Genomic DNA, 22034 nt, shown 5'->3' with positions numbered 1-22034 from the left:
ACGGTACCGAGCCCGACGTGGTGGTCGTGCCTGCGGTGGCCGACCCCGCCGGCGCCTACGAGGCACGGCTGCGGCAGTGGATCGTGGAGCGGCACCGCAGGGGCGCGCGTGTTCTGGGGGTGTGCGCGGGCTCGGAGCCGCTCGGCGCCGTCGGTCAGCGTTACATGCCGGACAGTGGTTCTCCCCGATGCTCGCCCTGGCATCCGGACGCGGTCGGGAGCTGCAGGAGTTGGTGAAGCAGAGTTGCCCGCTTCCGGAACTGCGCGTGGAAAAGCCGCGGTTGGGCCCCACGTTTCACGAGTGCGGCATCTGGCGGGCGGACGTCCTGGACCGGATCCCGCTGTACCGGGACGACGCCCACTTGACCGATGTCGCTGCCGCGTTCCACTCCTATGCGGTCGAGGTCGACTTGAAGGCCGCCATCAACAAGTACGGCCTGCCCGCCCACTCGTCCCACCGAAGGAGCCGGGGCGCGCCTCTGCGCGGGATGCCCACGAACCCGTATGAGTACGAGTACGGATGGACGCCGCCAACTCCCTTACGACAATTGCCACATGACTGTGAAGTGGGCACCGGCCTCCGCATCTGCCATGCGTGACGCCGTCAAACGCCTCCTCGGCTTCCTCTCCCTCCTCCTCGTCCTCACCCTCTCCGCCTGCTCTTCCCAAAACCGCGCCACGAGCCCGAAGGAGGTACGCGACCTTGCGGACAGCACGCAGGCTCAACAGTCACGGAAGGCGGCCGAGGAGCATCTTCGGAACATCGTGCACGCTTACGACAAGAACACCGCCCTCACCCTTGGCCTGGTCACGGTGAACGACATGTGTATCGGGGGAGCAGCGAAAGAGTGGTTCTTCCCGACCGGTGATGACCAGTACAAGATCCGCTGCGCCATGCGCGTCACCGCCTATTACGGAGCCGACCCGCATCGGATCGGTGACGTCCTGGACGGCATCTTCACCGCAGGCGACCGTGACTCCCTCGCCGGAGCCCCCGGGGGGACGATCCCGTTCAACCACGACTACTACCGCAGACACCTCGTCGACTACTACCGGGGCCACGGCCCGAACCCGACGGGCCCTCACACGCAAGAACCGGCCCAGGTGTTCGACCCTTCGCAGACCTTGTCATGGGACACCGTGCGCAGCAGCCGGAAGAAGCTGGTCGAGGAGCAGGATCCGTGCGTGAAGAGTGAGCCACCTGTCACACGGTGCCTGCATGAGCCGACATCGAAGACAGTGGCGGACATCCGTAAACAGTACGGAACCGTATTCAAACTGGAAATATCAGCGGCCAACTATTACCAAGTGTCCAAGGACGGCAAAATTATCCAAACATTTGAATAAGCCCGCAATTTCAGCTTGCATTGACAGACCAGTGGAGCCGGTGGAGTTCATCCTGCCTCGATCGCGTACCGGCGAACCGGCGAGCGGGTGCCATCGGGCTTCGAGGGGGCCCGGGATGACCACTTGGTACACGAAAGCATGACATACCGCCATGACAGCCACTTAACACCCCCGGCGTCGTTGCTTTGTGTGATCCCGCATGGGGTCGGGAATGAGAGAAGGCTGTTTCATGCGGTTTGCAACAACGCCGGGGCGACGCGTCCTGACAACTCTGGCCCTCGCAGCAGCTGCTGTGGCCACAGCATCCACCACAAGCGCGTCGGGCGCAGGCCTGCAGAACGAGACCTTTCAGATCCAGACTTTCGTCCAAAAGTGCCTTGACGTGAGTGAGCAGAGCCCGGCGGACGACACCCCGATCATCCAGTACGGGTGCGCCGGCACGGCCAACCAGCAATTCAGGATCAGGAACGTCGGCAACGGAGAGTTCGAGATCCGGACCTTCGCCGACAAGTGCCTCGACGTGAGTGAGCAGAACCCGGCGGACGACACCCCGATCATCCAGTACGGGTGCGCCGGCACGGCCAACCAGCAATTCAGGATCAGGAACGTCGGCAACGGAGAGTTCGAGATCCGGACCTTCGCCGACAAGTGCCTCGACGTGAAGGGGCAGAGCCCGGCGGACGACACCCCGGTCGTTCAGTACGAGTGCGCCGGCACGGATAACCAGCGGTTCAGGATCGTTGCCTGACCCGGCTGCCGGACAGAACGCGGCGGGGCCACGACCGGGCCCCGCCGCTTCGCACGTCCATCGACTACGAGTGGCCCGGAAAAGGCCCTCAAGCGCAGCGAGTCTGACGCCAGGTATCCCGTCATCGTGGTGTTCGCCGTTGGTCTCCAAGCGGCTCGTCCGCCTGACCACATGAGGAACGGTCCAAGTTTCAGGAGCTCCGCAAGAATTCCCTGATATGCAGGGCGAGTTGTTGTGGCTGGTCCTCGGGAATGAGTGTGTAGCTGTCGGCGATCTCCACGAGTTCGCCCCTGGGCAGCATCTCGGCGAGCCTGCGCCCATGCTCGGGCGGCATGACCTTGTCCTCGGTCGCCCAGGCCACCAGCGCCGGGCGGTCGAAGTCACGCAACTTCTCGGCCCACCGCAGGAGTTCGCTCTTGGACGGCACGCCAAGGACATACTTCTGCAGATCCCGCCGGATCTCCTTCGACGTCCACAGCGGTCGGAACCACGCGTCCATCACCTCGTGCGGCACCGGACGCTTGCTCATCCACCCCCAGGTCATGGGCAGCCGCCGCATCGGCTTCGCCTTCAGCAGGGAGAAGGCCAATTTCAGCCCGCCGGGCAGTTTCGCGGAGGTGTGGAGATTGCTCCCGGGCAGCCCCGGCGGAAAGTTGTCGAACGCCTCGCAGGACGTGATGACAAGCCTTCCGATCCGCTGATCCCGCCCGTCGGCAACGAGAGCCTGCGCCCCGCCCCAGTCACTCATCACGAGGATGACATCGGCGAGATCGAGCGCATCGAGGAACTCCGCGACCAGCCTGGCCACCCCGAGGACCGACAGGTCCGCGTCCGGCTTCATGGGCCGACGGTGGCCACCGAGTGGCAAGGTCGGTACAACACATCGGTAATCGGAGCTCAGATCGGCGACGACATGCCGCCAGAGTGAGCCGTCCATGGCCACGCCGTGCAGCAGGACGACGACGGGGCCGTCACCACCGGTGTCCTGGTACTCCACCGGGCCTGCGGACAGCTGGACCTCGGACACTTGCGGTGCCGGCGATGTGCAGGGCTGTTCGGTCACGCCGTGTGCACTCTCCTCGATTCGCGACGGACAGGGTCGTGCGCTGCCCCGAACCTATGCCGGTGGCGCACGCCAAAGCACCACATCCTCGACCTTGCTGAGGAGCGCGCGTGCTATCGGATCGGGCGGGACGGTGGGCTGGATTCGGGCGTATGCATGACGAGATATCACAATGGGACAGAGAGGGATCACGAAATGTGATGTCATCGGGCCCTGTCGGGTGGCGGACCGATCACGCGCCTGACGCCGTGGCCTGCTCCGTCCAGGCTTGAGCGCCGCCTTCAGCGTGTCGTGTCGATGGCGAGGGGGATTTCTCGTGTCGGTGTCCGTAGCGGACCCGCCCGTCGGCTTTCCGCTTCCGGAACAGGACTTCGTCCTGGCTTCCGGGTCGTGGGACCTGCCTGAACCGTACGAGCTCTGGACTCTGGTCGTAGCCGCTCTTGCCGCAGCCGTCCACTTCACCAACTTCGGTGACCTCACCGGCACCACATCGATCCTGGCCCTTGCCGGCGCGGTCGTCGCGATCGTCGCGGTCGGTTCCGGGATCGGCCTGTGGCTGACGCGGAGCAGCGAATCCGCCCAGGGCAGTGCCGACTGGGGCGTTTTGCACAAGGCTGTGTTCCGACAGGTCAGGGCCGGATGCGGTGGTTCTGGCCACGCGGTCGGGGCGAAGTTGTGCATGTGGACGACAGCCTGGACCGCGTGTAGGCCGTCGCCCCGTTGTCGGCAGTCGCGGAGGATCTTGTAGTTCTTCATGCGGGCGAAGGCGTGCTCGACGCGGGCTCCCACCCGGCATGCGGTTGCCGGCGAGCACCCCAGCAGTGGTGCAAATTGCCGCACTGTGAGGTTCGTTGGCCCACCATCGGCACCTGTCCGAACCCCCGGGCCCGCAGGTGCCGCTGCGACTTCTGCGGCGTCAGGCCAGGGACGCGGCGCGGGTGGGGTCGATGGCGAACTGAAGAGGCTGGTCCCCTGTGAAGCGGCGGAGTTCGTCGAGCACAAGCTGTCCGAGACGGTGACGTTCGGCCCCGAGGGCACCGCCGAGGTGGGGTGTCAGGACAACATTGGGAAGGGTGAAGAGTGGCGAGTCACGGGCCGGAGGCTCCGGGTGTGTGACATCGAGTACAGCGGTGAGGTCGGGTCTGGCACGCAGGACCTCCACTGCGGCTCGCTCGTCGATGAGCGCGCCACGCGCGGTGTTGATCAGCGTCACGCCCGGCCCCAGGGAGTTCAACAGCCGTGCCCCGATCGTGCCGCGGGTCTCAGGCAGGAGGGGTGCGTGAAGACTGACGACGTGGCAGGTGGCAAAGAGCTCCTCGATGCCGACGAGCCGGACGCCTGTCCGCCGGGCGGTGTCGGCGGAGGCGATGGGGTCCGTGGCGAGGATCTCGATGTCGAAGCGGCTGAGGTGAGCCGCAACGAGGCGACCGATGTGCCCGAGCCCCATCAAGCCCACGCGTGACCGGTAGGCACCCGGGACCTTGGGATTGTGAGGAAAGCGACGGCTGCTCGCCATCTCCCGGGTGATGCGGTGTACCTGCTTCAGCCCGAGGAGGACCTGGGCGAGAGTGAACTCCGCCACCGGAACGGCGTTGGCCGCGGCCGCGGAGACGATCGGAATACCGCGTGCCCAGAAGGCGGGCGTGGTCAGGTGCCGTACGGAGCCCGCCGCGACGAGGACGGCCTGCAGCTGAGGGGCATGCGACAAGAAGGCGGCATCGAGGACGGGCGCGCCCCAGCCCGTGAGCAGGACGTCGGTCCGCCCCAACACGTCGGGATCCTCATCGAGCTGCTGCCGCGTGAGAGGTGGACCCTGCCGGTGCACGAGCCGGTCGATTTCGGCCAGGACCTCGCGGGGATAGACGTCTGCCCTGCGTTCTTCCTCCATGACCAGCAGTGCTGTCGGTCTGGGTGCCGGCTCGTTCATATCGGTTGCGCTCCTCAGCTCTTTCACTGACAGGACGTCAGTGAATCGACTCGCGGCCCCTGGTCGGGCGTGTGGGGAAATGTCTGACCGGATGTCGAAGATTGGCGTGCCTTGTTCAGCGCCCCGACAACACACTGCAACACGATACATCGGATGACTGAAAAACCCTCAAGTGAAGCTCGGCCGCCCGGTGTTCACCGCCCCGGCGACCGTCACGATCGTGCACAATGTTGGGCGTTCGGCGCCTCGCGCGACTGAACTGCCGTTCTTTCAGGTATTACTTCGGGGCACCACACCCCTCGCGGCGGCGTCGAACTGTGGGGGTGGCGCACGGAGGCGCATCTGCGCAGATCTCGCGAGCCACCGCAAGGTTTTTGTATTCATCGGACTATTGACCGCCGATTCACTCCCCCGTTAGCGTCCCCAGTAAGCGCTTTCCAGGCCAACTGTGATGCGGGAAACGGGAGTTGTCATGCAGAGATCGCGGTGGGTCGGTGCGGGTTTCCTCGCTTCGGCACTGGTCCTCACCAGCTGTACATCCGGGCCTGCGGGAGTGGACGCCAAGCAGGACCCCAAGGCACCGCTCGAGTTATGGACCAGGACCACACCGGGCGGACCGGGAGAGCAGGGCACGCTCAGAGTCGCTGCCGCTTTCGAGAAGGCCACGGGCTACAAAGTCAAGGTCACGGCCATCTTCGACGACTTCGAGACCAAGCTGCAGCAGCGGGCCGCTCAGAAGAACCTCCCCGACATCGTCATGAACGATGTGACGCAGCTCGGCGCCATGCACAGCCAAGGCCTGCTCCGGGAGATCGACCTGGACAAGGTCAAGAGCAGTAGGCAGACCGTCGGCCAGGCGCTGGACTCCGGCAAGAGCGTGGACGGCAAGCAGTTCGGCCTGCCGTACTCGGCGCAGGCGTCCGCGCTGCTCATCCGCAAGGACTGGCGGGAGAAACTGAAGCTCCAGGTCCCGCAGAACTGGGACGACTTCGCCGCGATGGCCGAAGCCTTCACCACCAGGGACCCCGACGGTGACGGCAAGAAGAACACCTTCGGCCTCGCCGCTCCCCTGTCCACCAAGCGCGGATACGCCTCCTGGTACTTCTCCAACTTCCTCTGGGCCGCGGGCGGAGACTTCATCACCGAGACCAAGGACGGCAAGTACAAGCCCGCGATGACCACGAAGCAATCGGTCGAGGCCGTGCAGTGGTTCCGCGGCCTCGGCTGCAAGGACAAGGTCATCCAGCCCGGTGCCGTGACCATGGACACCCCGCCCACGAATGAGACGTTCGAGGCGGGCCGGACCGGCATGTTCGTCGTCGGCCCGTACCTCATGCCTCGCTTCGACGAGACCCTCGGCAAGGACAAGTACGAGGTCGTGCCGATGCCCAAGGGTCCGAAGGACGCCACCGTGCTTGCCGAGGGTGGCTCCCTCTACCTGATGGCGGGCTCCAAGAACCGGGCGGGCCAGGACGCCTTCGCCGACTTCGCCATCTCCACCGAGGGCCAGAAGACCGGGATGCAGGGCGACACCGGCTTCACCGTGCAACTGCCTGTCAACAAGACGCTGGACATCTCCAAGGTCCGCCCCGACCCCCGCTGGACGACCTATGCCCAGGTGTACCAGAACTCTGGGCGGTACGCACCGTCCATCCCGAACTGGACCCCGGTACGGCAGACGACCGCGGAGACCATCAACGCACTGATAGCCGACTGCGACCTGGACATCGAGACCAAGTTGGGTGAGCTCGACAATCAGCTCGCCGACATGCTCGAGGAACAGGGAATCGCCGCGTCATGATTCTCGACCAGGCGAATCCGGCCGTCCCCTCGGCGGCCGGCCCCGCCACCCGGACATCGGTCCGACCGGCCGGCGGGGCCGGCGCCGACCGCCGCAGGCGCAACCGCCGGGCGGGCCGGTGGTGGACGCCGTGGCTGTTCCTGGCCCCGGCACTGCTCCTCTTCCTGTACTTCAAGTTCATCCCCATGGCCAGCGCGCTGACCATGTCCTTCCAGGACGTCCAGCCCTACCTCGGAAACAAGTGGGTCGGCACCGAGAACTACTCCACGGTGCTCCACTCCGACGGCTTCCGCGAGGCCGCGTGGCACACCGTCGTCCTCGCCGCCGGGCAGACAGCCGGCTCGATGGCTCTCGGCCTGGTACTCGCGCTGCTGATGGAAGGACAGAGCCGCCGACTGCGATTCGTGCGTTCCGCGGCCTTCCTGCCGGTAGTGGTGCCGATCGCCGTCGTCGCCGAGCTGTGGCGGATCATGTATCACCCGACCGGGGACGGAATGCTCAACTCCGTCCTCGGCCTGGTGGGGCTCGGCCCCTCGGGATTCATCAACGACCCCGACACGTCGATGGCCTCCATCATGCTCACCGGCATCTGGCGGGGCGCCCCGTACGACATGATGATCTTCCTCGCCGGGCTTACGAGTGTGGACCGCGGTCTGTACGAGGCCGCGAAGGTCGACGGTGCCTCCAGGCTGCAGCGGGTGTGGCATGTGACGGTGCCCGGACTGCGGTCGGTGTTCTCGATCCTGTTCATCCTCGCCGCGATCCGCGGACTGCGCGTGTTCACCGAGGTGTTCCTGCTCACCAACGGCGGGCCCGACGGCTCCACCGAGGTCGTGATGACCCTGATCTACAAGCTCGGGCTGGAGCAGAACCGACTCGGCGTCGGCGCGGCGGGAGCAGTCCTGCTGTTCATCGCGACGCTGATCCTGACAGTCGTCGTCCACCTGTTGCGACGGAGGGAGAGCAAATGAACGCGCCGACCGAGACCGCGCTGGGCCTGGCGGAGAGCAGGAGCCCGGGCGGGCGGATCCTGAAGGCCGTCACCTACCTGCTGGTCCTGATCGTCTTCGCCGGGCCCCTGATGGCCCTGCTGGTCAGCGCCTTCAGCCAGGTCAAGGACCCGACACAGCTAAGTGTCATCCCCTCGGGCCCCACTCTGGACAACTTCAGGATCGCCTTCGACCAGGGCGTGCTCGCGTACCTGCTGAATTCGTTCTTCGTGGTCGGCTTCGGACTGCTGCTCCAGGTGGCCGTCTCCGTCCTGGCCGGATACGCGCTGGCCAGGAAGGTCTTCCCCGGGATGACGCTGGTGCTTGTCGCCATCCTGGCAACGCTGATGCTGCCCGAGGAGATCCTGGCCCTCCCGCTGTCCTTGATCCTCGCCGATCTGCCGATCGTCCACTTCAACCTCATCGGCACCCTGGCCGGAATGATCGTCCCGTTGGGAGCCTGGGGATTCTCCATCCTGGTGATGACCGAGTTCATGAAGGACGTGCCCCGGGAACTCGAAGAGGCCGCCCGTATCGACGGTGCGGGCGACCTGCGCATCTTCGCCCAGATCATCCTGCCGATGTGCAAGCCCGCGCTCGGGGTCATCGGAGTCTTCGGTTTCACCATGATCTGGGACCAGTACCTGCTGCCCCTCCTCGTCTCCACCGACTCCTCCTCCTACACACTCCCCCTGGCGCTGCGAACCCTGCGGATCGACCCCGCCGTCACCCCCGGAGTGGTGATGGCCGCCTCTCTGCTGGCCCTGCTTCCCTCCGTGATCGTCTTCCTGTTCTTCCAGCGCTCCTTCGTCCACGGTCTGTCCTCCGGCGCCCTGAAGGGCTGACCCCCCGGCAAGCTGTCTGCCCTTCAGGACCCCGGTCCCGGAGTGGAACTGCACCGCGACGCGCTCGTCCGCCCGAGCGGTGCCCGGCCTGCGGGCCGACGCCGCGGCGACGACACCGCCCACCCGGCACGTGGCGCCTCGTCGGCCGGCTGCGGCGCGGACATCCGTCAGCCGGTCCGAATCCCGCCCGCGCCCGCCATATCCCGAACCACACCGCACAACCAGCCCTCCGGTCGCGCCGACCGGAACGCCGACAGCGCACCGAACGCGTCACCGGACGCCGACGACAAGGAGCGATGCCCCCATGACCCCGAACACTGACATCTCATCGGCGTGTCCGTCCGCGCCCGCCGCGCCCCCGGATCCTGCAATGACCCCGGAGACGACCTGGTTCACCACTGACCGGTTCGGCATGTTCGTCCACTGGGGCCTGTACTCCCTCGCCGCACGGCACGAGTGGGTCAAGAACCGGGAGAAGCTCACCGACGAGCAATACCAGGTCTACTTCGACCACTTCGATCCCGACCGCTACGACCCGGCCCAGTGGGCCAAGGAGGCCAGAGCGGCGGGCATGCGGTACCTCGTCCTGACCACCAAGCACCACGACGGCTTCTGCCTGTGGGACAGCGCCCTCACCGACTACAAGGTCACCAACACCCCGCACGGCCGCGACCTCGTCGGACCGTTCGTCGAGGCGTGCCGCGCCGAAGGGCTCAAGGTCGGCCTCTACTACTCCTTGATCGACTGGCACCACCCGTCCTTTCCCGTGGACGGCACCCATCCGCAGCGTGACGACGAGGAGTTCAAGGCCGCGACCGCCGACCGCGACATCCGCGACTACCAGCGCTATCTGCACGGCCAGGTCCGTGAACTGCTCACGTCCTTCGGACGCGTCGACTACCTGTTCTTCGACTTCTCGTACGCGGGCCGCAGTTGGTGGGGCGGCAAGGGCCCGGACGACTGGGATTCCCGGAAGCTTCTGGCGACGATCCGCGAACTCCAGCCGCACGTTCTCGTCAATGACAGGACCGGCCTTCCCGGCGACTTCGTCACCCCCGAGCAGTACCAGCCCGCCGGCCCCATGACCAAGGACGGGCGGCCTGTCCTGTGGGAGGCGTGCCAGACGCTGAACGGAAGCTGGGGATACGACCGGGACAACCTCGACTACAAGAGTGCCGACCTGCTGATCCGCATGCTCGTCGACGGGGTGTCCAAGGGCGGCAACCTGCTGCTCAACGTCGGCCCCACCGGTCGCGGCGACCTCGACCCGCGCGCCGTCGCCGTCCTCGGGCAAATCGGCAGGTGGATGGACCTGCACGAGCGGTCGGTCCGCGGCTGCGGCCCGTCCCCGTACACCGCCCCCACCGAGTGCCGGTACACCCAGCGCGGCGACCGGCTCTACGTCCACCTGTTCGCCTGGCCGTTGCGCCATCTGCACCTGCCGGGACTCGCCGGCCGGGTGCGCTACGCCCAGTTGCTGAACGACGCGTCCGAGATCACCCAGGTCCATATCGACCCTGACCGGCCCGCGCTCAATACCGAGATGGGCGGGCAGCCCGCCGGAACGCTCACGCTCCAGGTCCCCGTCCAGCGCCCCGACACCCCCGTGCCCGTCATCGAGCTGTACCTGGACACTCCGGCCGACCGGGCCGACGGCTGAGGCAGATCCCGGCCCCGATCCACCACCACACTCACGGAGGCATCATGCAACGCCGCACGTTCCTCATGGGTACCGCGGCAGGGGCGGCGCTGGTCGCCGTCCCCACCGGCGGTCTCCTGACCGCAAGCGCGACGGCGGCCACGGCCTCCGTCGGCTCACTGGACGAGCTCCAGGCCGCGATCGACCATGCACGACCCGGTGACCGGATCGTCGTCGCCGACGGCAGATACACCGTGCCGTCGGACAGGCCCGTCATCATCCGGAACAAGCAGGGCACCGGGCGCGCGCCCGTGACCGTCGTCGCCCAGTCCCGCGGCGGCGTCGTCTTCGACGGCGCCCACAGCTTCGTCTTCGACCGGTCCAGCCACATCACCGTCAGCGGCTTCTCCTTCCGTCAGAGCAGCACCTTGGAGATCCCCGAGACCTGCTCGCACATCAGGCTCACCCGCAACGACTTCCAGCTCGCTGACATCGAGGGCGTGCACTGGGTGATGGTGCGTGCGGACGACAGCTCGGTCGACCACAACCACTTCCACGGCAAGAGCACGCTCGGCATCTACCTCGGTGTCGAGGGCGCGGGCACGGAGGAGATGGCCCAGCGTGTCCACGTGTACCGGAACTACTTCTCCGACCACAGCTTCGCCGGGTCCAACGGCGGTGAACCGATCCGGCTCGGCGTCAGCCCCCGGGCGCTGTCCAGCGCCCACGCGGTCGTGGAGTACAACCTGTTCGAGCACGCCAACGGTGACCCGGAGGCCATTTCCGTCAAGAGCTCGGACAACGTCATCCGGTACAACACCATCCGCGCGAGCCTCGGCGGGATCGTCCTGCGGCACGGCAACCGCAACCGGGTGGAGGGCAACCATCTCATCGCCGGCACCGAAGGTCTGCGGATCTACGGCAACGACCACCTGATCGTCAACAACTACCTCGCCGACCTGTCCGGGCGGGCCCTGGTGATCGGCAGCGGTTCGGCCCGCGACCATCTGCCCGGCGAAACGCCCGACGAGCGCCGCGGCAACGACGCACCCGACCGGGTCGTCATCGCGTACAACACCCTTGTGAACAACCACGACACGCTCTCCGGGGAGAGCCAGCGTCCGCACGAGCCGCGGGACGTGACCGTCGCCGACAACCTGCTCGTCGCGGACTCGGGCGAGCTGGTCGCGATGGCGAACACCGTCCGGTTCACCTGGTCGGGCAACATCCTGTGGGGCGCCGCCGCCGACGGCAACATCCCGGCCGGTGGCTACACCCGTATCGACCCGAAGCTGGTGACAGGCCCTGACGGCATCGCCCGGCCGGCCCCGGACAGCCCGGCGATCGACGCGGGCACGCTCAGACGGCCGCCCGTCACGCACGACATCGACGGGCACCCGCGCGGCCGGGCACGGGACGTCGGCGCGGACGAGTACTCGAGCAGGCCACCCGGGCGCCGGCCGTTGACCCCGGCCGATGTCGGCCCTCACTCCCGCTGAGCACGCGCCCCGAGAGGGACAGCCGGTCCGGTTCGCCTCCGGCTGTCCCCACCGCCGGTCACCCAGCACGTCCAGCCGCGGGGGCTGTACGGATCGGCCCGGTACGTTCTTGTCCCTACAGGAGGCATCATGCAACGACGCACGTTCCTCAGAAGCACCGCGGTGGCAGCACTCGCCGCCGTGCCCCTCACCACCTCGCTGTCGGGGAGCGCATCGGCGGCCGACATACCGGTCGCCTCCCTGGCCGAACTCCAGAGCGCGATCAACGGCGCCGCAGCCGGCGACCGGATCGTCGTGGCCGACGGTACCTACACCGTGCCGTCGGGGGGCGCTGTCAACGTCTCCGGCAAGAACGGCACCAACGCCGCGCAGATCACCATCGTCTCGGAAACCCGTGGCGGTGCCGTGCTGCGCGGCGAACGCAGCTTCGTCTTCAGCAATTCGAGCAACATCACCATCAGCGGCTTCGCCTTCCGGCAGACCGCCACGATGGAGATCCCGGAGAACTGCTCGGCGATCCGGCTGACCCGCAACGACTTCCAGCTCGCGGACATCGACGGCCTGTACTGGGTCGTCGTACGGGCGAACGACTCGAAGATCGACCGGAACCGTTTCCACGACAAGACCACCGCCGGCATCTTCATCGTCGTCGACGGCCCCGGCTCGACCGACATGGCCCAGAACCTCCACATCTTCAGGAACCACTTCTCCGACCACAGCTTCACCGGGTCCAACGGCGGTGAGCCGATCCGGCTCGGCGTCAGCGGCCGGGCACTGTCCAGCGCCCACGCGGTCGTGGAGTACAACCTGTTCGAGCGCTGCAACGGCGACCCCGAGGCCATCTCGGTGAAGTCCTCGGACAACACCGTCCGTTACAACACCATCCGCGACAGCCGTGGCGGAATCGTGCTGCGCCACGGCAACCGCTCCACGGTGGAGGGCAACTACGTGATCGGTGGCACCGACGGGGTGCGCCTGTACGGTAACGATCACCTGATCGTCAACAACTACCTCAGCGGACTGTCGTCCCGGGCCCTGGTGATCGGCAGTGGCACCACCCGTGACCACAATTCCGGCGAGACGGCGGATGAAAGGCGGGGGAACGACGCGTGCGACCGCGCGGTGATCGTGCACAACTCCCTTCTCGACAACGCCGGAACGCTCTCGGGCGAGACCCGCGAGTACGAGCCCCGGGACGTGGTCGTCGCCGACAACCTGCTGGTCGGCAACTCCGGCAGCCTGGTCGAGATGGGGGCTACCACCGGCTTCACCTGGCAGAGCAACATGGTGTGGGGTGCGGCCGCCAACGGCAATATCCCTTCCGGTGGTTACACCCGGGCCGACCCCCGGCTCAGCCGGGGACCGGACGGTGTCCTGAGGCTGTCGGCGGGAAGCCCGGCGATCGGCGCGGCCACGCTGGGCAGCCCGGCCGTGGACGATGACATCGACGGCGACTCGCGCGGCAGCACGCGGGACATCGGTGCCGACGAGTACTCGGTTCTGCCCGCCCTCCGTCATCCCCTCACGGCTGCGGACGTGGGTCCGAACGCATCGTGAGCGGCCGCGGGTGACGGGGCGCCGGTGAGAGTCCTTCCGCCCCGGCCGGACCTCTTCGCCGTCGTCCCGGTCGGAGCGGACCGGCTGGGTCTGCGGATCCGCGGCAGGCCCGAGTACCGGCCGCAAGGGCCCTGGCCACCGCCCTCTGACTGTTTCCATGGGGATCCGGGCCGGCGCCCAGCGCCTGATCGGACTCGGCCACCGCTCGGTGGCCGTTCCCACAGAACCGCGAGGGCAGTTCGCCTCCCAGGACGGTCTCCAGGGCTTCCGTCCGGGCCTCGCCCGACCAGAGGCCCGCCCCGGGGCCCGTCGACCGCCACCGTACGGCCCCGAGAAGGGCCACAGAAGACGCGCCGCAAGGCGCCACAGGAAGGGCGTGACCGTGAGGAGAAGAGGCGTAGTGCGGCGTACCGCGTTCCGAGCCGCCCACCGACCGGGTCGGGTGGCACCGTGACCAGGCTGGGTCTGTGCTCGGTCACCTTCCGGCAGCTGCCCGCCGCCGACGTCGCACGCTGCGCCGCGGACGCCGGCCTGGAGGTGGTCGAGTGGGGAGCGGACGTGCATGCGCCTCCGGAGGATCCCGGCACTGTCCGCGCGACCCGTGACGCTTCCGACAGGTACGGGCTCGTCTGCTGCTCGTACGGCTCGTACTTCCGCGCCACCCCGGGCGAACTGGCCGAATTTCCGGCGGTCGCCCGTGCCGCAGTGCTCCTCGGGGCGCCGCGGGTGCGGGTCTGGGCGGGCGGAATCGGGTCGCGGGCCGCCACGCCGCAGGAGCGGGGCGGGATCGTGGCCTGCCTGCGGGAGGCGGCCAGGATCGCCGAGGACCACGGGTTGGAGCTCGCGCTGGAGTTCCATTCAAAGACCCTCAGCGACACCGTCGCCTCGACCCTTCGGCTGCTGGACGAGGTGGGCGCGGACAATCTCCGCACTTACTGGCAGCCGCCGCTCGACGCTCCCGACGAGGAGGCGGTGGCGGGGCTTGCCGAGCTCGGCGACCGGGTCAGCGCGGTGCATGTCTTCTCGTGGTGGCCGGGCAATCGCCGACTGCAGCTGGCAGACCGTGAGGACCTGTGGGCCGGGGTCTTCGACCTGCTGAAGGTGCGGCGCGAGGGGCTTGAGGCGCTATTGGAGTTCGTGCCCGGCGACGATCCCGCCGTGCTGGCGCGCGAGGCCGCGACGCTGCGGCGCGCGGTGGCTCACCGACCTGGGCCTCCGGCGTAGTTGACCGCACGAAGGCGGTCTGGCGGGAGCATCGCGCGGCAGTCACCGACGCGGTGATCGTCAAGGTCACCTCGCCCTGGCGCATCCCATGGTGATCTGCACTGTCACCGGCATGGGAATGCGTGTACGCGACCTGCTGACGAGCCGCTCCCATTCCACCCCACCCGACACCAGGACGGTAGACATGCACATCAAGGACGAGGACACACTTCTGTTCATCGGTGATTCCATCACCGATGCGGGCCGCGACCGTACACATTCCGCATCGCTCGGCAGCGGATACGTCCAGGAGATCGCGCATACCCTGCGCGCCCGGGCGAGCGCCGGGCCCGGCCCCGCTGTCATCAACAAGGGCCTCGACGGCAATCGTGTGTACGACCTCGAATCCCGCTGGACCACCGACGTCATCGATCACCGGCCCACCGTGGTCACGGTCGGGATCGGCATCAATGACACCTGGCGGCGCTACGACCGGGGACTCATCAGCCCGGTCGACGAGTTCGAGGCGTGCCTCGACCGCCTCCTCGCGGACACCGCCCGGAAACTGTCCGCACGACTGGTCGTCATCACCCCTTTTCTGCTCCCGGTCACCTCCGGCCAGGAAGCCTGGTACGAGGACTTGTCGCCCCGTACCGACGCCGTACTTCGCGCCGCGCTGGCCAACGAAGCCCGGGTCGTTCGTGCGGACCTCGCCCTGCTCCGCGCCGCAGAGGAGCAAGGGACAGCGGAGCTGGCCCCGGACGGAGTCCATCCGAGCCCCCTCGGCCACAGGCTGATCGCCGACGCCTGGCTTGCCGCGGTCGACCCTGTCCGCCTCGAACCTGCGGCGGCAGCGCCATGCGAGAGGCGGCCGGTCCGCCCGGAGGGCGACCCGGGGAGGCCCGTCCGGGACGGCGTACGCGGCTGAACAGCCAGGAAGAGCCCGGGGCCGGCAGTGCAGGCATGTCCGCCCGTCATGTCGAGGGCTGCCGGCAGTGGTGCCCCGGGTCGCTTCCGGCATCAGGTGCGCGACAGCGCGGCTGCTCGACCGCAGGGGCCCGGGGCGCCTCCTGGATTTGAGGGCCGAAGTGCTCGCACTCTCCGACGACGTGCTGTCACGATGCGCGCCAGCCGCTCCAGCGCAGGACCGAGACCTCGACCACCGGTCCGTCGGGGGGCCGGTCGGCGTACTGCTGGTATTTCGCCGTGAGCAGGCCGATACAGCGGGCCGACTCCGGGGACCGGTCCGGCGGCGAAAGCACGCGGGCTTCGCCATCGGCCCGGGCCCACCACAGGCGGTCCCAGTCATCCTCGTAGTGGTCGGTGAGCAGACAGACCGACGGGTTGGCGGCGATGTTGGCCAGACGTTTCAGCCGCGTCGTCCGCTTCGGTTTGTGGTCCACGGCCAGCATCACCGAGTCGCCGTCCAGGGCGAACACCACCGGAACCAGGTGCGGGCGGCCCTCCGCGTCGGCCGTCGCGAGATGGGCGACGCGCACCGCGGCGAACCTCTCCCGCGCCTCAGCGCTCGTCAGAGTCGGCATCGCACCCCCTTCCAGCAGTCACGGCGGTTACGGAATTTCGGATCGGTCCCGCGCTCCCGAGGCGCAGCGGTCTCCGGCGCCTCAGCGGTAGCGGGCAGCGACTTCGGCCAGTCGGTCCAGGTACTCCAGCGTCTCCCGCTCAGGCATCGTCGGTACGTAGAACAGCAGCCGCTCGACCCCCAGACCGATGTAGCCGTCGATCTGCTCGGGATCGTCGGGAGCCGCGTACACCGTCACCGGCACCTCGCGGTCGGCGAGGGCGCGCAGCCGCTCGATCTGCGGACCGAGCTCCTGCGGCGGCACGCTGTTGGCCAGCCACGCATCTCCGAGCTGCGCAACCCGTCGGAACGCGCCCTCGCCGCCGCCGACGTAGATCGGTGGATGGGGGCGCTGCACGGGCTTGGGCCAGGCGTAGACCGGATCGAAGTTCACGAACTCGCCGTGGAACTCGGCCTTCTCCGCGGTCCAGAGCTCCCGCATGGCACGCAGCCGCTCGTCGGTGAGCCGGCCGCGGGTGGAGGGGTCGGTGCCATGGTTCCTCATCTCCTCACGGTTCCAGCCGACACCGACGCCGAGAATCACGCGGCCACCGGAGACCAGGTCGAGCGAGGCCACCTCCTTCGCCGTGATGATCGGGTCGCGCTGCGGGATCAGCGCGATGCCGGTCCCCAGCAGCAGCCGCTCGGTCACCACACCGATCGCGGTCAGAGCCACGAAGGGGTCGAGGGTGCGGTAGTAGATCTCCGGCAGCTCACCACCCCCCGGGTAGGGCGTCTCGCGGCTCGCCGGGATATGGCTGTGCTCGGCGATGAACAAAGAGTCGAATGTACGTTCCTCAAGGGCGGTTCCGAGCGAGGTCGGGCTGATGCCCTGGTCGGTGATGAAGGTCGAGACCCCGAATTTCACGACGGCTCCTCAAAGGGGCGAGTACGGGAAAAGAACTGGTGGCACAGATCCCTGACTACCCGCCCCGGGTGATCCCGCCCCCATGACTACCCGGGAGAACCATCACGGCGCATGGTTCCGGGCCTGCGGCCGGAACCATGCGCCGGGGTACCGGCGACCGCTTCGACTCACAGAAAAATCGCCGCCAGAGTTTTTTGCTCAGGCACAGGACCGCCGCTCGGCGGATTAATTCGCCATGGGGTGTGTGTATCGGATCGACCCGATCTCTCCGAATGATGATTGCGTCGTCCGGGATGAACCCCGGGCCGTTCGACCATCCACGTCCACCACTATCGGGAGCAGTGACCATGGGTAAGCTGCAGGGAAAAATTGCGGTCATCACCGGCGGCACCACAGGGATCGGGCTGGCCACAGCAAAGCTCTTCGTCAGAGAGGGCGCCTATGTCTTCATCACGGGCCGCCGTCAGAAAGAACTCGATGAAGGCGTGCAGGCAATCGGCAGCAACGTATGCGGCGTTCAGGGCGACGTCACCGAACCGGCCGACCTTGACCGCCTCTACGAGACCGTCAAGGCGAAGGGGCGGATCGATGTCGTTTTCGCCAACGCCGGTCTGGGTGAGATCGCTTCGCTGGAAGACGTCACCGAAGACCATTTCGACAAAATTTTCGACATCAATGTGAAAGGGACGCTCTTCACGGTACAGAAGGCCCTACCGCTATTGAATGACGGTGCTTCTGTCATTCTCACGGGCTCCGTTGCAAGCGTCAAAGGAACCCCCGAGTTCTCGGTCTACGGCGCCAGCAAGGCTGCCATCCGGAATTTCGTTCGAGGATGGACTGTAGAGCTGAAGGATCGCCGTATCCGGTCCAACGTCCTCAGCCCTGGTCCGATCAGAACGCCGCTCGTGGCGGCGCAACCCGAGGAGGCCATCGAGAGGATTGTGTCCACCATCCCGATGGGCCGCATGGGGGAGCCCGACGAAGTTGCCAAGGCGGCGCTTTTCCTGGCCTCGGACGACTCCAGCTTCGTCACGGGAATCGAACTCTTCGTCGATGGTGGCAGAGCGCAGATCTGACAACGCAACGACGCATCGGACAGTGCCGTTCGGTTCGCGGGCCCGTCGCGCGCTTCCGGATGGTGCTCACCACCCGCTGCACGCCGCACGTGCCGATTGATCACCCGCCCGGCTCAGAGCCCCGAAGGCCTGGGCCCGGGGGGGGGTGGGATTTTCCTTCCTGCCCAAGGAGCCTGACCGATGGACATCTCCTGTCAGTTCGCCACATCCCTGCACTCGCCCGAACACATCGCCGTCGCCGAGCAGTTGGGCTACCACCGCGCCTGGCTCCACGACACTCCCGCCCAAAGCCCCGACGTGTGGGCGATGCTGGCACTGGCCGCCGAACGCACCCATCGCATCGACCTCGCCCCCGGTGTCCTCGTCCCGACACTGCGCCATCCAATGGTCAACGCCTCCGGCGCCGCCACCCTCGCCGCCCTCGCACCCGGCCGAGTGACCCTCGCCTTCGGCACCGGCTTCAACGGCACGCGCGCCCTCGGCGCACCCCCGGCCACCTGGTCCTATCTCAGCACCTACGTCCGGACGGTACGCGGTCTGCTGCGCGGTGAGACCGTGGAGTGGGACGGCGCCCCCATGCGCATGATGCATCCCGGCACGAACGCACCGCAGCGCCCCATCGACATTCCGGTGCTGGTCTCCGCGCTCGGCCCCAAAGGTCTCGCTGTCACCCGCGAGGTCGCCGACGGCCTCTTCAGCGCCAACGGCGAGACCGCCCACGCCCACGAATTCACCTGGGCCGCCCTGGTCATCCACGGCACCGTCCTGGGCGAGGACGAACCACTCGACTCCCTGCGCGTCCGCGCCGCCGCCGGGCCCGGCAACGCTCTGGCCCACCACGCCGCCTACGAATTCGGCGGCGACCCCACCGCCCTGCCCGGCGGACAAGCCTGGCTCGACGCCATCACCGCCCATCCCCGCGCCCAACGCCACTTGGCCGTACACGACCAGCACCTCACCGCCCTCAACGCGGCCGACACCGCTGCCTGGAACGCAGGAAGCTGGCAGGCCATCACCTCCACCACCGTCACCGGAACCCCCGACCGCATCCGCGACAGGCTCAGCGCCTACGCCCGGGACGGCATCACCGAAATCGCCTACCAGCCCACCGGTCCCGACATCCCCGGCGAACTCGAACGATTCATCGCCATCGCCCGCGACGTATAGGGACCGACGCGTCGCCCATGTTCCCTCGATCTGCGGGTACGCAACCGTAGGAAGTCGCATCGCCCCAGCTCGGAGGGCATCGACTTCTTCATACCCAGGCCCTGGACCGGCTGTTTATCGGTGCAACGAGGCTTAGACCGACCGGCACATGGGGGCGGGTGAAGGAGCGGGGCTGGGTGCGTGCAGCTGCAAGGCGGAGGAAGGAGTCAACGCGAAGGGGCCCCTCCCATGCCTTCAAGGCTATGGGGGAGTTGGTGACCGACGACAACGCCGCAGATGCGCGTGCCCAGCCCCGCGACGCCGCCCCATGTGCCGGTCGGTCTTAGGCTGCGACCGTGCAGAACCAGCGTCCGACGCGTTCGACGAATGACCAACTGTCCGTCATCGACAGCCTCAACGCCCTGCCGTTCCCCGACCAGGAAGAGCAGCAGCGGGCTGGGGAGCGGTGGAGCGGCCCCGGATATCACCTGGCCGTACTCCGGGAGAGCCAGGACTTCTGGGAGGACCGCAGTGAGGAGATCGTCGATGCTGCCGAGCAGGCGCTCGAAGGCGATCTTGCCGTGCTGACTGCGGTTCTGACCGACCGCTGGGGCAAACCGGAGACCGTCGACCTGTGGCCGTATCTCAGCGTCGACAGTCCCGACCCCGATTTCATGGCACCCGAGCCGGTGGGCTTCCTGTGCTGCGTCGCAGGCAGCATGCAGGTCTGGCGGCCTACCGCTCCCGGACGATGGCTCGCGCTGACCATCGGCCAGGCCGATCCCGAGTTTCCGCTCCAATTGCTCGCGGCTTTCGGTGAGGCGTCCTCACTGCCCGAATGATCCGGCTGCGACGGACGGTCCGCGCGCGCCGCTCAGTACAGCAGGTCCGGCTCGGCTCGGACCGTCTTTCCCGGCGGTACGCGGTCCAGCACCGCCAACCGGTCGGCCAGCGCCTCGACCAGAATCAGCCCGTGCCCGCTGCCGGAACCGGGCGGCGACGGTACAAGCTGCCCCAGCCCCGGAGGGCGTCGCCGCGTTCGCGGCCAGCTCGGCGACGTTGAGCGCCGCCGTCTCCGATGCGTCACTGCGGTACGGGATGCCCCAGTCGTGCAGCACGTGCAGTGCGAGATGCCGGGCGAGCCTTGCTCCTCGCGGTGTGGAGCTGAAGCGCTGAGCGAACACACGTACGGTGAACGGTGGTTGGGAAGTGGAAAGTGCTTCCATGCGCCCACCGTGACGACCGGAACGCCCATCGGACCAGCTCAGCGACTCGTACGCTGAGTCAGCGTACGGGCGCGGAGGGTAGACGGTATGCGTAACAGTCCGTGACCATGGGCGAGTTGCGAGCCAGGACGGGCGCAGGGCACAGGAGGTGGCCGGACATGACGGACGGTGTCGGCGAAACGGGTGGGGCGACGGGCGCGAACGGGGAGCCGGAACCCTCGGACATCCTGAAGGCGTTCGGGGAGGTCGTCAAGGCCTTTTGTAAACGAGCGCCGCTGACACAGGAGCAGTTCGCCCCGAAGGTGCGGTACTCGGTGCCGACGGTCGCCTCGATCGAGCAGGGGCGGAGGTTCCCGCCGCCGGCGTTCGTGGACCGGGCGGAGGATGTGTTGGATGCGTTCGGGGTCATCAGGGCCGCGGCCAAGCATCTATCGCGGCGACCGGGATTGGCGAGTTGGTTCCGGCAGTGGGCGCAGATGGAAGCGGAGGCAGTCAGCCTATACACCTACGAATGCCGCTTGGTTCCAGGCCTGTTGCAGACCGAGGCGTACGCGCGCGCATCGTTCGCTGACCAGCTTCCCCCACTGCGCGACGAGCAGATCGAGGACCAGCTTGCAGCACGGATGGAGCGGCAACGCCTGCTTCGGGATCGACCGAACACCAACTACAGCTTCATCCTCGAAGAGCATCTCTTCCTGCGACACACAGGTGGGCGGTCCGTCACCTCAGAGCTCATCGACCATGTGCTTGATCTGTCTCAGCTGCGAAACATCGAGATCCAGGTAATGCCGCAGGTACGCGAGCGCCATGCAGGACTGCACGGCCCCATGCAACTGCTGGAAACACCGGAGAACAAGTGGTTCGGCTACGGCGAAGGCCAGGAGCATGGCCACTTCATGTCAGACCCAAAGGTCGTCAGCACGCTCCAGATGCGGTAAGCCAGGATGCGTTCACAGGCCCACTCCCTCGAATACTCCGCGGGCCTGTTGCAGCGGATGCGAGGAGCAGCATGAGCACCACAGACCTGACCTGGTTCAAGAGCAGCTACAGCAGCCCCTCAGGCGACTCCTGCGTAGAAGTCGCCCTCTCCTGGCACAAGTCCACCTACAGCGGCGGATCCGGCGACTCCTGCGTAGAGGTAGCCACCTGCCCCACCACCGTCCACGTACGGGACTCCAAGGTCGAGCAGGGCCCACAGCTCGCCCTCTCCCCCGCCGCCTGGACCGGCTTCGTCGCGTACGCCGTGAGCGGCTGACCGGACGCGGACGGCGCGACATCGTGCCGCGCAGCGGATCAACTCCGTTGCGCGGCACGGCGGGTATCAGTGGTCAGGCGTCGGACGTCAGGACAGCGCCAGCTCGATGACGTTGTCGGCCTCCAGGACCCACGTCGCGCTCAGGCCGCCTTCCTTGACCCGCGCGTCGCCGTCGCCCTTGAGGACGCCGATGCGGTTGCCGGACAGGGCGATCTGCTTGACGTCGTCGGCCTCCCGGACCGCCGAACGCAGCCACGACAGCAT

Annotated in this window: 22 protein-coding genes and 3 pseudogenes; 18 read left to right on the top strand and 7 right to left on the bottom strand. The window is 67.4% G+C overall.

Going from position 1 to position 22034, the window contains the following annotated elements; translation table 11 throughout:
• Window positions 1–17 precede the first annotated feature (17 nt).
• The 4 genes from ACFVYE_RS03540 (at window position 18) to ACFVYE_RS03525 (ending at window position 2094) form a co-directional block, all read left to right on the top strand.
• The gene (locus ACFVYE_RS03540; RefSeq protein ID WP_389603863.1) at window positions 18–236 is read left to right on the top strand and encodes a hypothetical protein; all 219 of its coding nucleotides are present in this window, start codon (window positions 18–20) and stop codon (window positions 234–236) included.
• Window positions 237–265: 29 nt separating this feature from the next.
• The gene (locus tag ACFVYE_RS03535) at window positions 266–598 is read left to right on the top strand and encodes a hypothetical protein (protein ID WP_389603861.1); all 333 of its coding nucleotides are present in this window, start codon (window positions 266–268) and stop codon (window positions 596–598) included.
• Window positions 555–1346 (top strand): hypothetical protein, encoded by a 792-nt coding sequence (locus tag ACFVYE_RS03530; protein WP_389603859.1) that lies wholly within the window; start codon window positions 555–557, stop codon window positions 1344–1346. Before ACFVYE_RS03535 ends, ACFVYE_RS03530 begins: the two co-directional genes overlap by 44 nt.
• Before the next feature lie 229 nt (window positions 1347–1575).
• Window positions 1576–2094 carry an RICIN domain-containing protein gene (locus tag ACFVYE_RS03525; RefSeq protein ID WP_389603857.1) on the top strand — a complete coding sequence of 173 codons (519 nt, stop codon included), beginning with the start codon at window positions 1576–1578 and terminating at the stop codon, window positions 2092–2094.
• Between the two features lie 190 nt (window positions 2095–2284).
• Here the strand turns inward: ACFVYE_RS03525 and ACFVYE_RS03520 are convergent, their stop codons facing one another.
• The 3 genes and pseudogenes from ACFVYE_RS03520 to ACFVYE_RS03510 form a co-directional block, all read right to left on the bottom strand.
• Window positions 2285–3121: an alpha/beta fold hydrolase gene (locus ACFVYE_RS03520; protein WP_389604134.1), complete on the bottom strand. Its 837-nt coding sequence runs from the start codon at window positions 3119–3121 to the stop codon at window positions 2285–2287.
• A 702-nt stretch (window positions 3122–3823) separates the two neighbouring features.
• Window positions 3824–3949: pseudogene (locus ACFVYE_RS03515) on the bottom strand (IS5/IS1182 family transposase); the annotation flags it as partial.
• 124 nt (window positions 3950–4073) lie between these two features.
• The gene (locus ACFVYE_RS03510) at window positions 4074–5084 is read right to left on the bottom strand and encodes a hydroxyacid dehydrogenase (protein WP_383960685.1); all 1011 of its coding nucleotides are present in this window, start codon (window positions 5082–5084) and stop codon (window positions 4074–4076) included.
• 472 nt (window positions 5085–5556) lie between these two features.
• Between ACFVYE_RS03510 and ACFVYE_RS03505 the strand changes: the two genes are divergently transcribed.
• From ACFVYE_RS03505 to ACFVYE_RS03465, 9 genes are all read left to right on the top strand, one after another.
• Window positions 5557–6885 (top strand): extracellular solute-binding protein, encoded by a 1329-nt coding sequence (locus ACFVYE_RS03505; RefSeq protein WP_383960688.1) that lies wholly within the window; start codon window positions 5557–5559, stop codon window positions 6883–6885.
• Entirely contained in the window at window positions 6882–7856 is a 975-nt protein-coding gene (locus ACFVYE_RS03500) for a carbohydrate ABC transporter permease (protein ID WP_389603855.1), read from the top strand. The genes ACFVYE_RS03505 and ACFVYE_RS03500 overlap by 4 nt, the downstream gene beginning before the upstream one ends.
• A complete protein-coding gene (locus tag ACFVYE_RS03495) occupies window positions 7853–8719 on the top strand; it encodes a carbohydrate ABC transporter permease (RefSeq protein WP_383960693.1) in 867 nt (288 codons plus the stop codon). Before ACFVYE_RS03500 ends, ACFVYE_RS03495 begins: the two co-directional genes overlap by 4 nt.
• Window positions 8720–8761: 42 nt before the next feature.
• The gene (locus ACFVYE_RS03490) at window positions 8762–9040 is read left to right on the top strand and encodes a hypothetical protein (RefSeq protein ID WP_383960696.1); all 279 of its coding nucleotides are present in this window, start codon (window positions 8762–8764) and stop codon (window positions 9038–9040) included.
• Window positions 9024–10379, top strand: coding sequence for an alpha-L-fucosidase (locus tag ACFVYE_RS03485; RefSeq protein WP_383960699.1), 1356 nt, complete (start codon window positions 9024–9026; stop codon window positions 10377–10379). Before ACFVYE_RS03490 ends, ACFVYE_RS03485 begins: the two co-directional genes overlap by 17 nt.
• Before the next feature lie 44 nt (window positions 10380–10423).
• Window positions 10424–11857: a chondroitinase-B domain-containing protein gene (locus tag ACFVYE_RS03480; protein WP_383960702.1), complete on the top strand. Its 1434-nt coding sequence runs from the start codon at window positions 10424–10426 to the stop codon at window positions 11855–11857.
• 129 nt (window positions 11858–11986) lie between these two features.
• Window positions 11987–13414 carry a polysaccharide lyase 6 family protein gene (locus ACFVYE_RS03475; protein ID WP_383960705.1) on the top strand — a complete coding sequence of 476 codons (1428 nt, stop codon included), beginning with the start codon at window positions 11987–11989 and terminating at the stop codon, window positions 13412–13414.
• A gap of 450 nt (window positions 13415–13864) precedes the next feature.
• The gene (locus ACFVYE_RS03470) at window positions 13865–14638 is read left to right on the top strand and encodes a sugar phosphate isomerase/epimerase family protein (RefSeq protein ID WP_383960708.1); all 774 of its coding nucleotides are present in this window, start codon (window positions 13865–13867) and stop codon (window positions 14636–14638) included.
• A 112-nt stretch (window positions 14639–14750) separates the two neighbouring features.
• Window positions 14751–15545: an SGNH/GDSL hydrolase family protein gene (locus tag ACFVYE_RS03465; RefSeq protein WP_383960710.1), complete on the top strand. Its 795-nt coding sequence runs from the start codon at window positions 14751–14753 to the stop codon at window positions 15543–15545.
• Window positions 15546–15732: 187 nt separating this feature from the next.
• Here the strand turns inward: ACFVYE_RS03465 and ACFVYE_RS03460 are convergent, their stop codons facing one another.
• Together ACFVYE_RS03460 and ACFVYE_RS03455 are read right to left on the bottom strand one after the other, a co-directional pair.
• Entirely contained in the window at window positions 15733–16161 is a 429-nt protein-coding gene (locus tag ACFVYE_RS03460; RefSeq protein ID WP_383960713.1) for a TIGR03668 family PPOX class F420-dependent oxidoreductase, read from the bottom strand.
• 81 nt (window positions 16162–16242) lie between these two features.
• On the bottom strand, window positions 16243–17067 hold the full coding sequence (locus tag ACFVYE_RS03455) for an LLM class F420-dependent oxidoreductase (protein WP_389603850.1): 825 nt from the start codon (window positions 17065–17067) through the stop codon (window positions 16243–16245).
• A 347-nt stretch (window positions 17068–17414) separates the two neighbouring features.
• On the opposite strand from ACFVYE_RS03455, the gene ACFVYE_RS03450 reads away from it, so the two are divergent.
• The 3 genes from ACFVYE_RS03450 to ACFVYE_RS03440 all read left to right on the top strand — a co-directional run bounded on the left by ACFVYE_RS03450 (window position 17415) and on the right by ACFVYE_RS03440 (window position 20131).
• Window positions 17415–18143 carry an SDR family NAD(P)-dependent oxidoreductase gene (locus ACFVYE_RS03450; protein WP_383960719.1) on the top strand — a complete coding sequence of 243 codons (729 nt, stop codon included), beginning with the start codon at window positions 17415–17417 and terminating at the stop codon, window positions 18141–18143.
• 180 nt (window positions 18144–18323) lie between these two features.
• Window positions 18324–19310 (top strand): LLM class flavin-dependent oxidoreductase, encoded by a 987-nt coding sequence (locus ACFVYE_RS03445; protein ID WP_383960722.1) that lies wholly within the window; start codon window positions 18324–18326, stop codon window positions 19308–19310.
• Between the two features lie 335 nt (window positions 19311–19645).
• On the top strand, window positions 19646–20131 hold the full coding sequence (locus tag ACFVYE_RS03440) for a hypothetical protein (RefSeq protein ID WP_383960725.1): 486 nt from the start codon (window positions 19646–19648) through the stop codon (window positions 20129–20131).
• Window positions 20132–20163: 32 nt separating this feature from the next.
• Here ACFVYE_RS03440 and ACFVYE_RS03435 read toward each other — a convergent pair.
• A pseudogene (locus ACFVYE_RS03435) lies at window positions 20164–20515 on the bottom strand (ATP-binding protein).
• Window positions 20516–20673: 158 nt separating this feature from the next.
• On the opposite strand from ACFVYE_RS03435, the pseudogene ACFVYE_RS03430 reads away from it, so the two are divergent.
• A pseudogene (locus ACFVYE_RS03430) lies at window positions 20674–21528 on the top strand (helix-turn-helix transcriptional regulator).
• Window positions 21525–21770, top strand: a complete 246-nt coding sequence (locus tag ACFVYE_RS03425; protein WP_383960728.1) for a DUF397 domain-containing protein — start codon at window positions 21525–21527, stop codon at window positions 21768–21770. Before ACFVYE_RS03430 ends, ACFVYE_RS03425 begins: the two are co-directional and overlap by 4 nt.
• Window positions 21771–21857: 87 nt before the next feature.
• Here ACFVYE_RS03425 and ACFVYE_RS03420 read toward each other — a convergent pair whose 3' ends face one another.
• Entirely contained in the window at window positions 21858–22034 is a 177-nt protein-coding gene (locus tag ACFVYE_RS03420) for a hypothetical protein (protein ID WP_389603847.1), read from the bottom strand.

Source organism: Streptomyces sp. NPDC058239 (assembly GCF_042882185.1).
GTDB lineage: Bacteria > Actinomycetota > Actinomycetes > Streptomycetales > Streptomycetaceae > Streptomyces.
This window is presented reverse-complemented; position numbering and strand designations above follow the sequence as displayed.

What these genes read in the sequence shown, in the direction of transcription:
- ACFVYE_RS03460 (WP_383960713.1), bottom strand. Translation starts at nt 16,161, where the DNA reads ATGCCGACTCTGACGAGCGCTGAGGCGCGGGAGAGGTTCGCCGCGGTG.
- ACFVYE_RS03510 (WP_383960685.1), bottom strand. Translation starts at nt 5,084, where the DNA reads ATGAACGAGCCGGCACCCAGACCGACAGCACTGCTGGTCATGGAGGAA.
- ACFVYE_RS03505 (WP_383960688.1), top strand. Translation starts at nt 5,557, where the DNA reads ATGCAGAGATCGCGGTGGGTCGGTGCGGGTTTCCTCGCTTCGGCACTG.
- ACFVYE_RS03485 (WP_383960699.1), top strand. Translation starts at nt 9,024, where the DNA reads ATGACCCCGAACACTGACATCTCATCGGCGTGTCCGTCCGCGCCCGCC.
- ACFVYE_RS03445 (WP_383960722.1), top strand. Translation starts at nt 18,324, where the DNA reads ATGGACATCTCCTGTCAGTTCGCCACATCCCTGCACTCGCCCGAACAC.
- ACFVYE_RS03525 (WP_389603857.1), top strand. Translation starts at nt 1,576, where the DNA reads ATGCGGTTTGCAACAACGCCGGGGCGACGCGTCCTGACAACTCTGGCC.
- ACFVYE_RS03530 (WP_389603859.1), top strand. Translation starts at nt 555, where the DNA reads ATGACTGTGAAGTGGGCACCGGCCTCCGCATCTGCCATGCGTGACGCC.
- ACFVYE_RS03495 (WP_383960693.1), top strand. Translation starts at nt 7,853, where the DNA reads ATGAACGCGCCGACCGAGACCGCGCTGGGCCTGGCGGAGAGCAGGAGC.
- ACFVYE_RS03450 (WP_383960719.1), top strand. Translation starts at nt 17,415, where the DNA reads ATGGGTAAGCTGCAGGGAAAAATTGCGGTCATCACCGGCGGCACCACA.
- ACFVYE_RS03480 (WP_383960702.1), top strand. Translation starts at nt 10,424, where the DNA reads ATGCAACGCCGCACGTTCCTCATGGGTACCGCGGCAGGGGCGGCGCTG.
- ACFVYE_RS03465 (WP_383960710.1), top strand. Translation starts at nt 14,751, where the DNA reads ATGGGAATGCGTGTACGCGACCTGCTGACGAGCCGCTCCCATTCCACC.
- ACFVYE_RS03425 (WP_383960728.1), top strand. Translation starts at nt 21,525, where the DNA reads ATGAGCACCACAGACCTGACCTGGTTCAAGAGCAGCTACAGCAGCCCC.
- ACFVYE_RS03500 (WP_389603855.1), top strand. Translation starts at nt 6,882, where the DNA reads ATGATTCTCGACCAGGCGAATCCGGCCGTCCCCTCGGCGGCCGGCCCC.
- ACFVYE_RS03475 (WP_383960705.1), top strand. Translation starts at nt 11,987, where the DNA reads ATGCAACGACGCACGTTCCTCAGAAGCACCGCGGTGGCAGCACTCGCC.
- ACFVYE_RS03420 (WP_389603847.1), bottom strand. Translation starts at nt 22,034, where the DNA reads ATGCTGTCGTGGCTGCGTTCGGCGGTCCGGGAGGCCGACGACGTCAAG.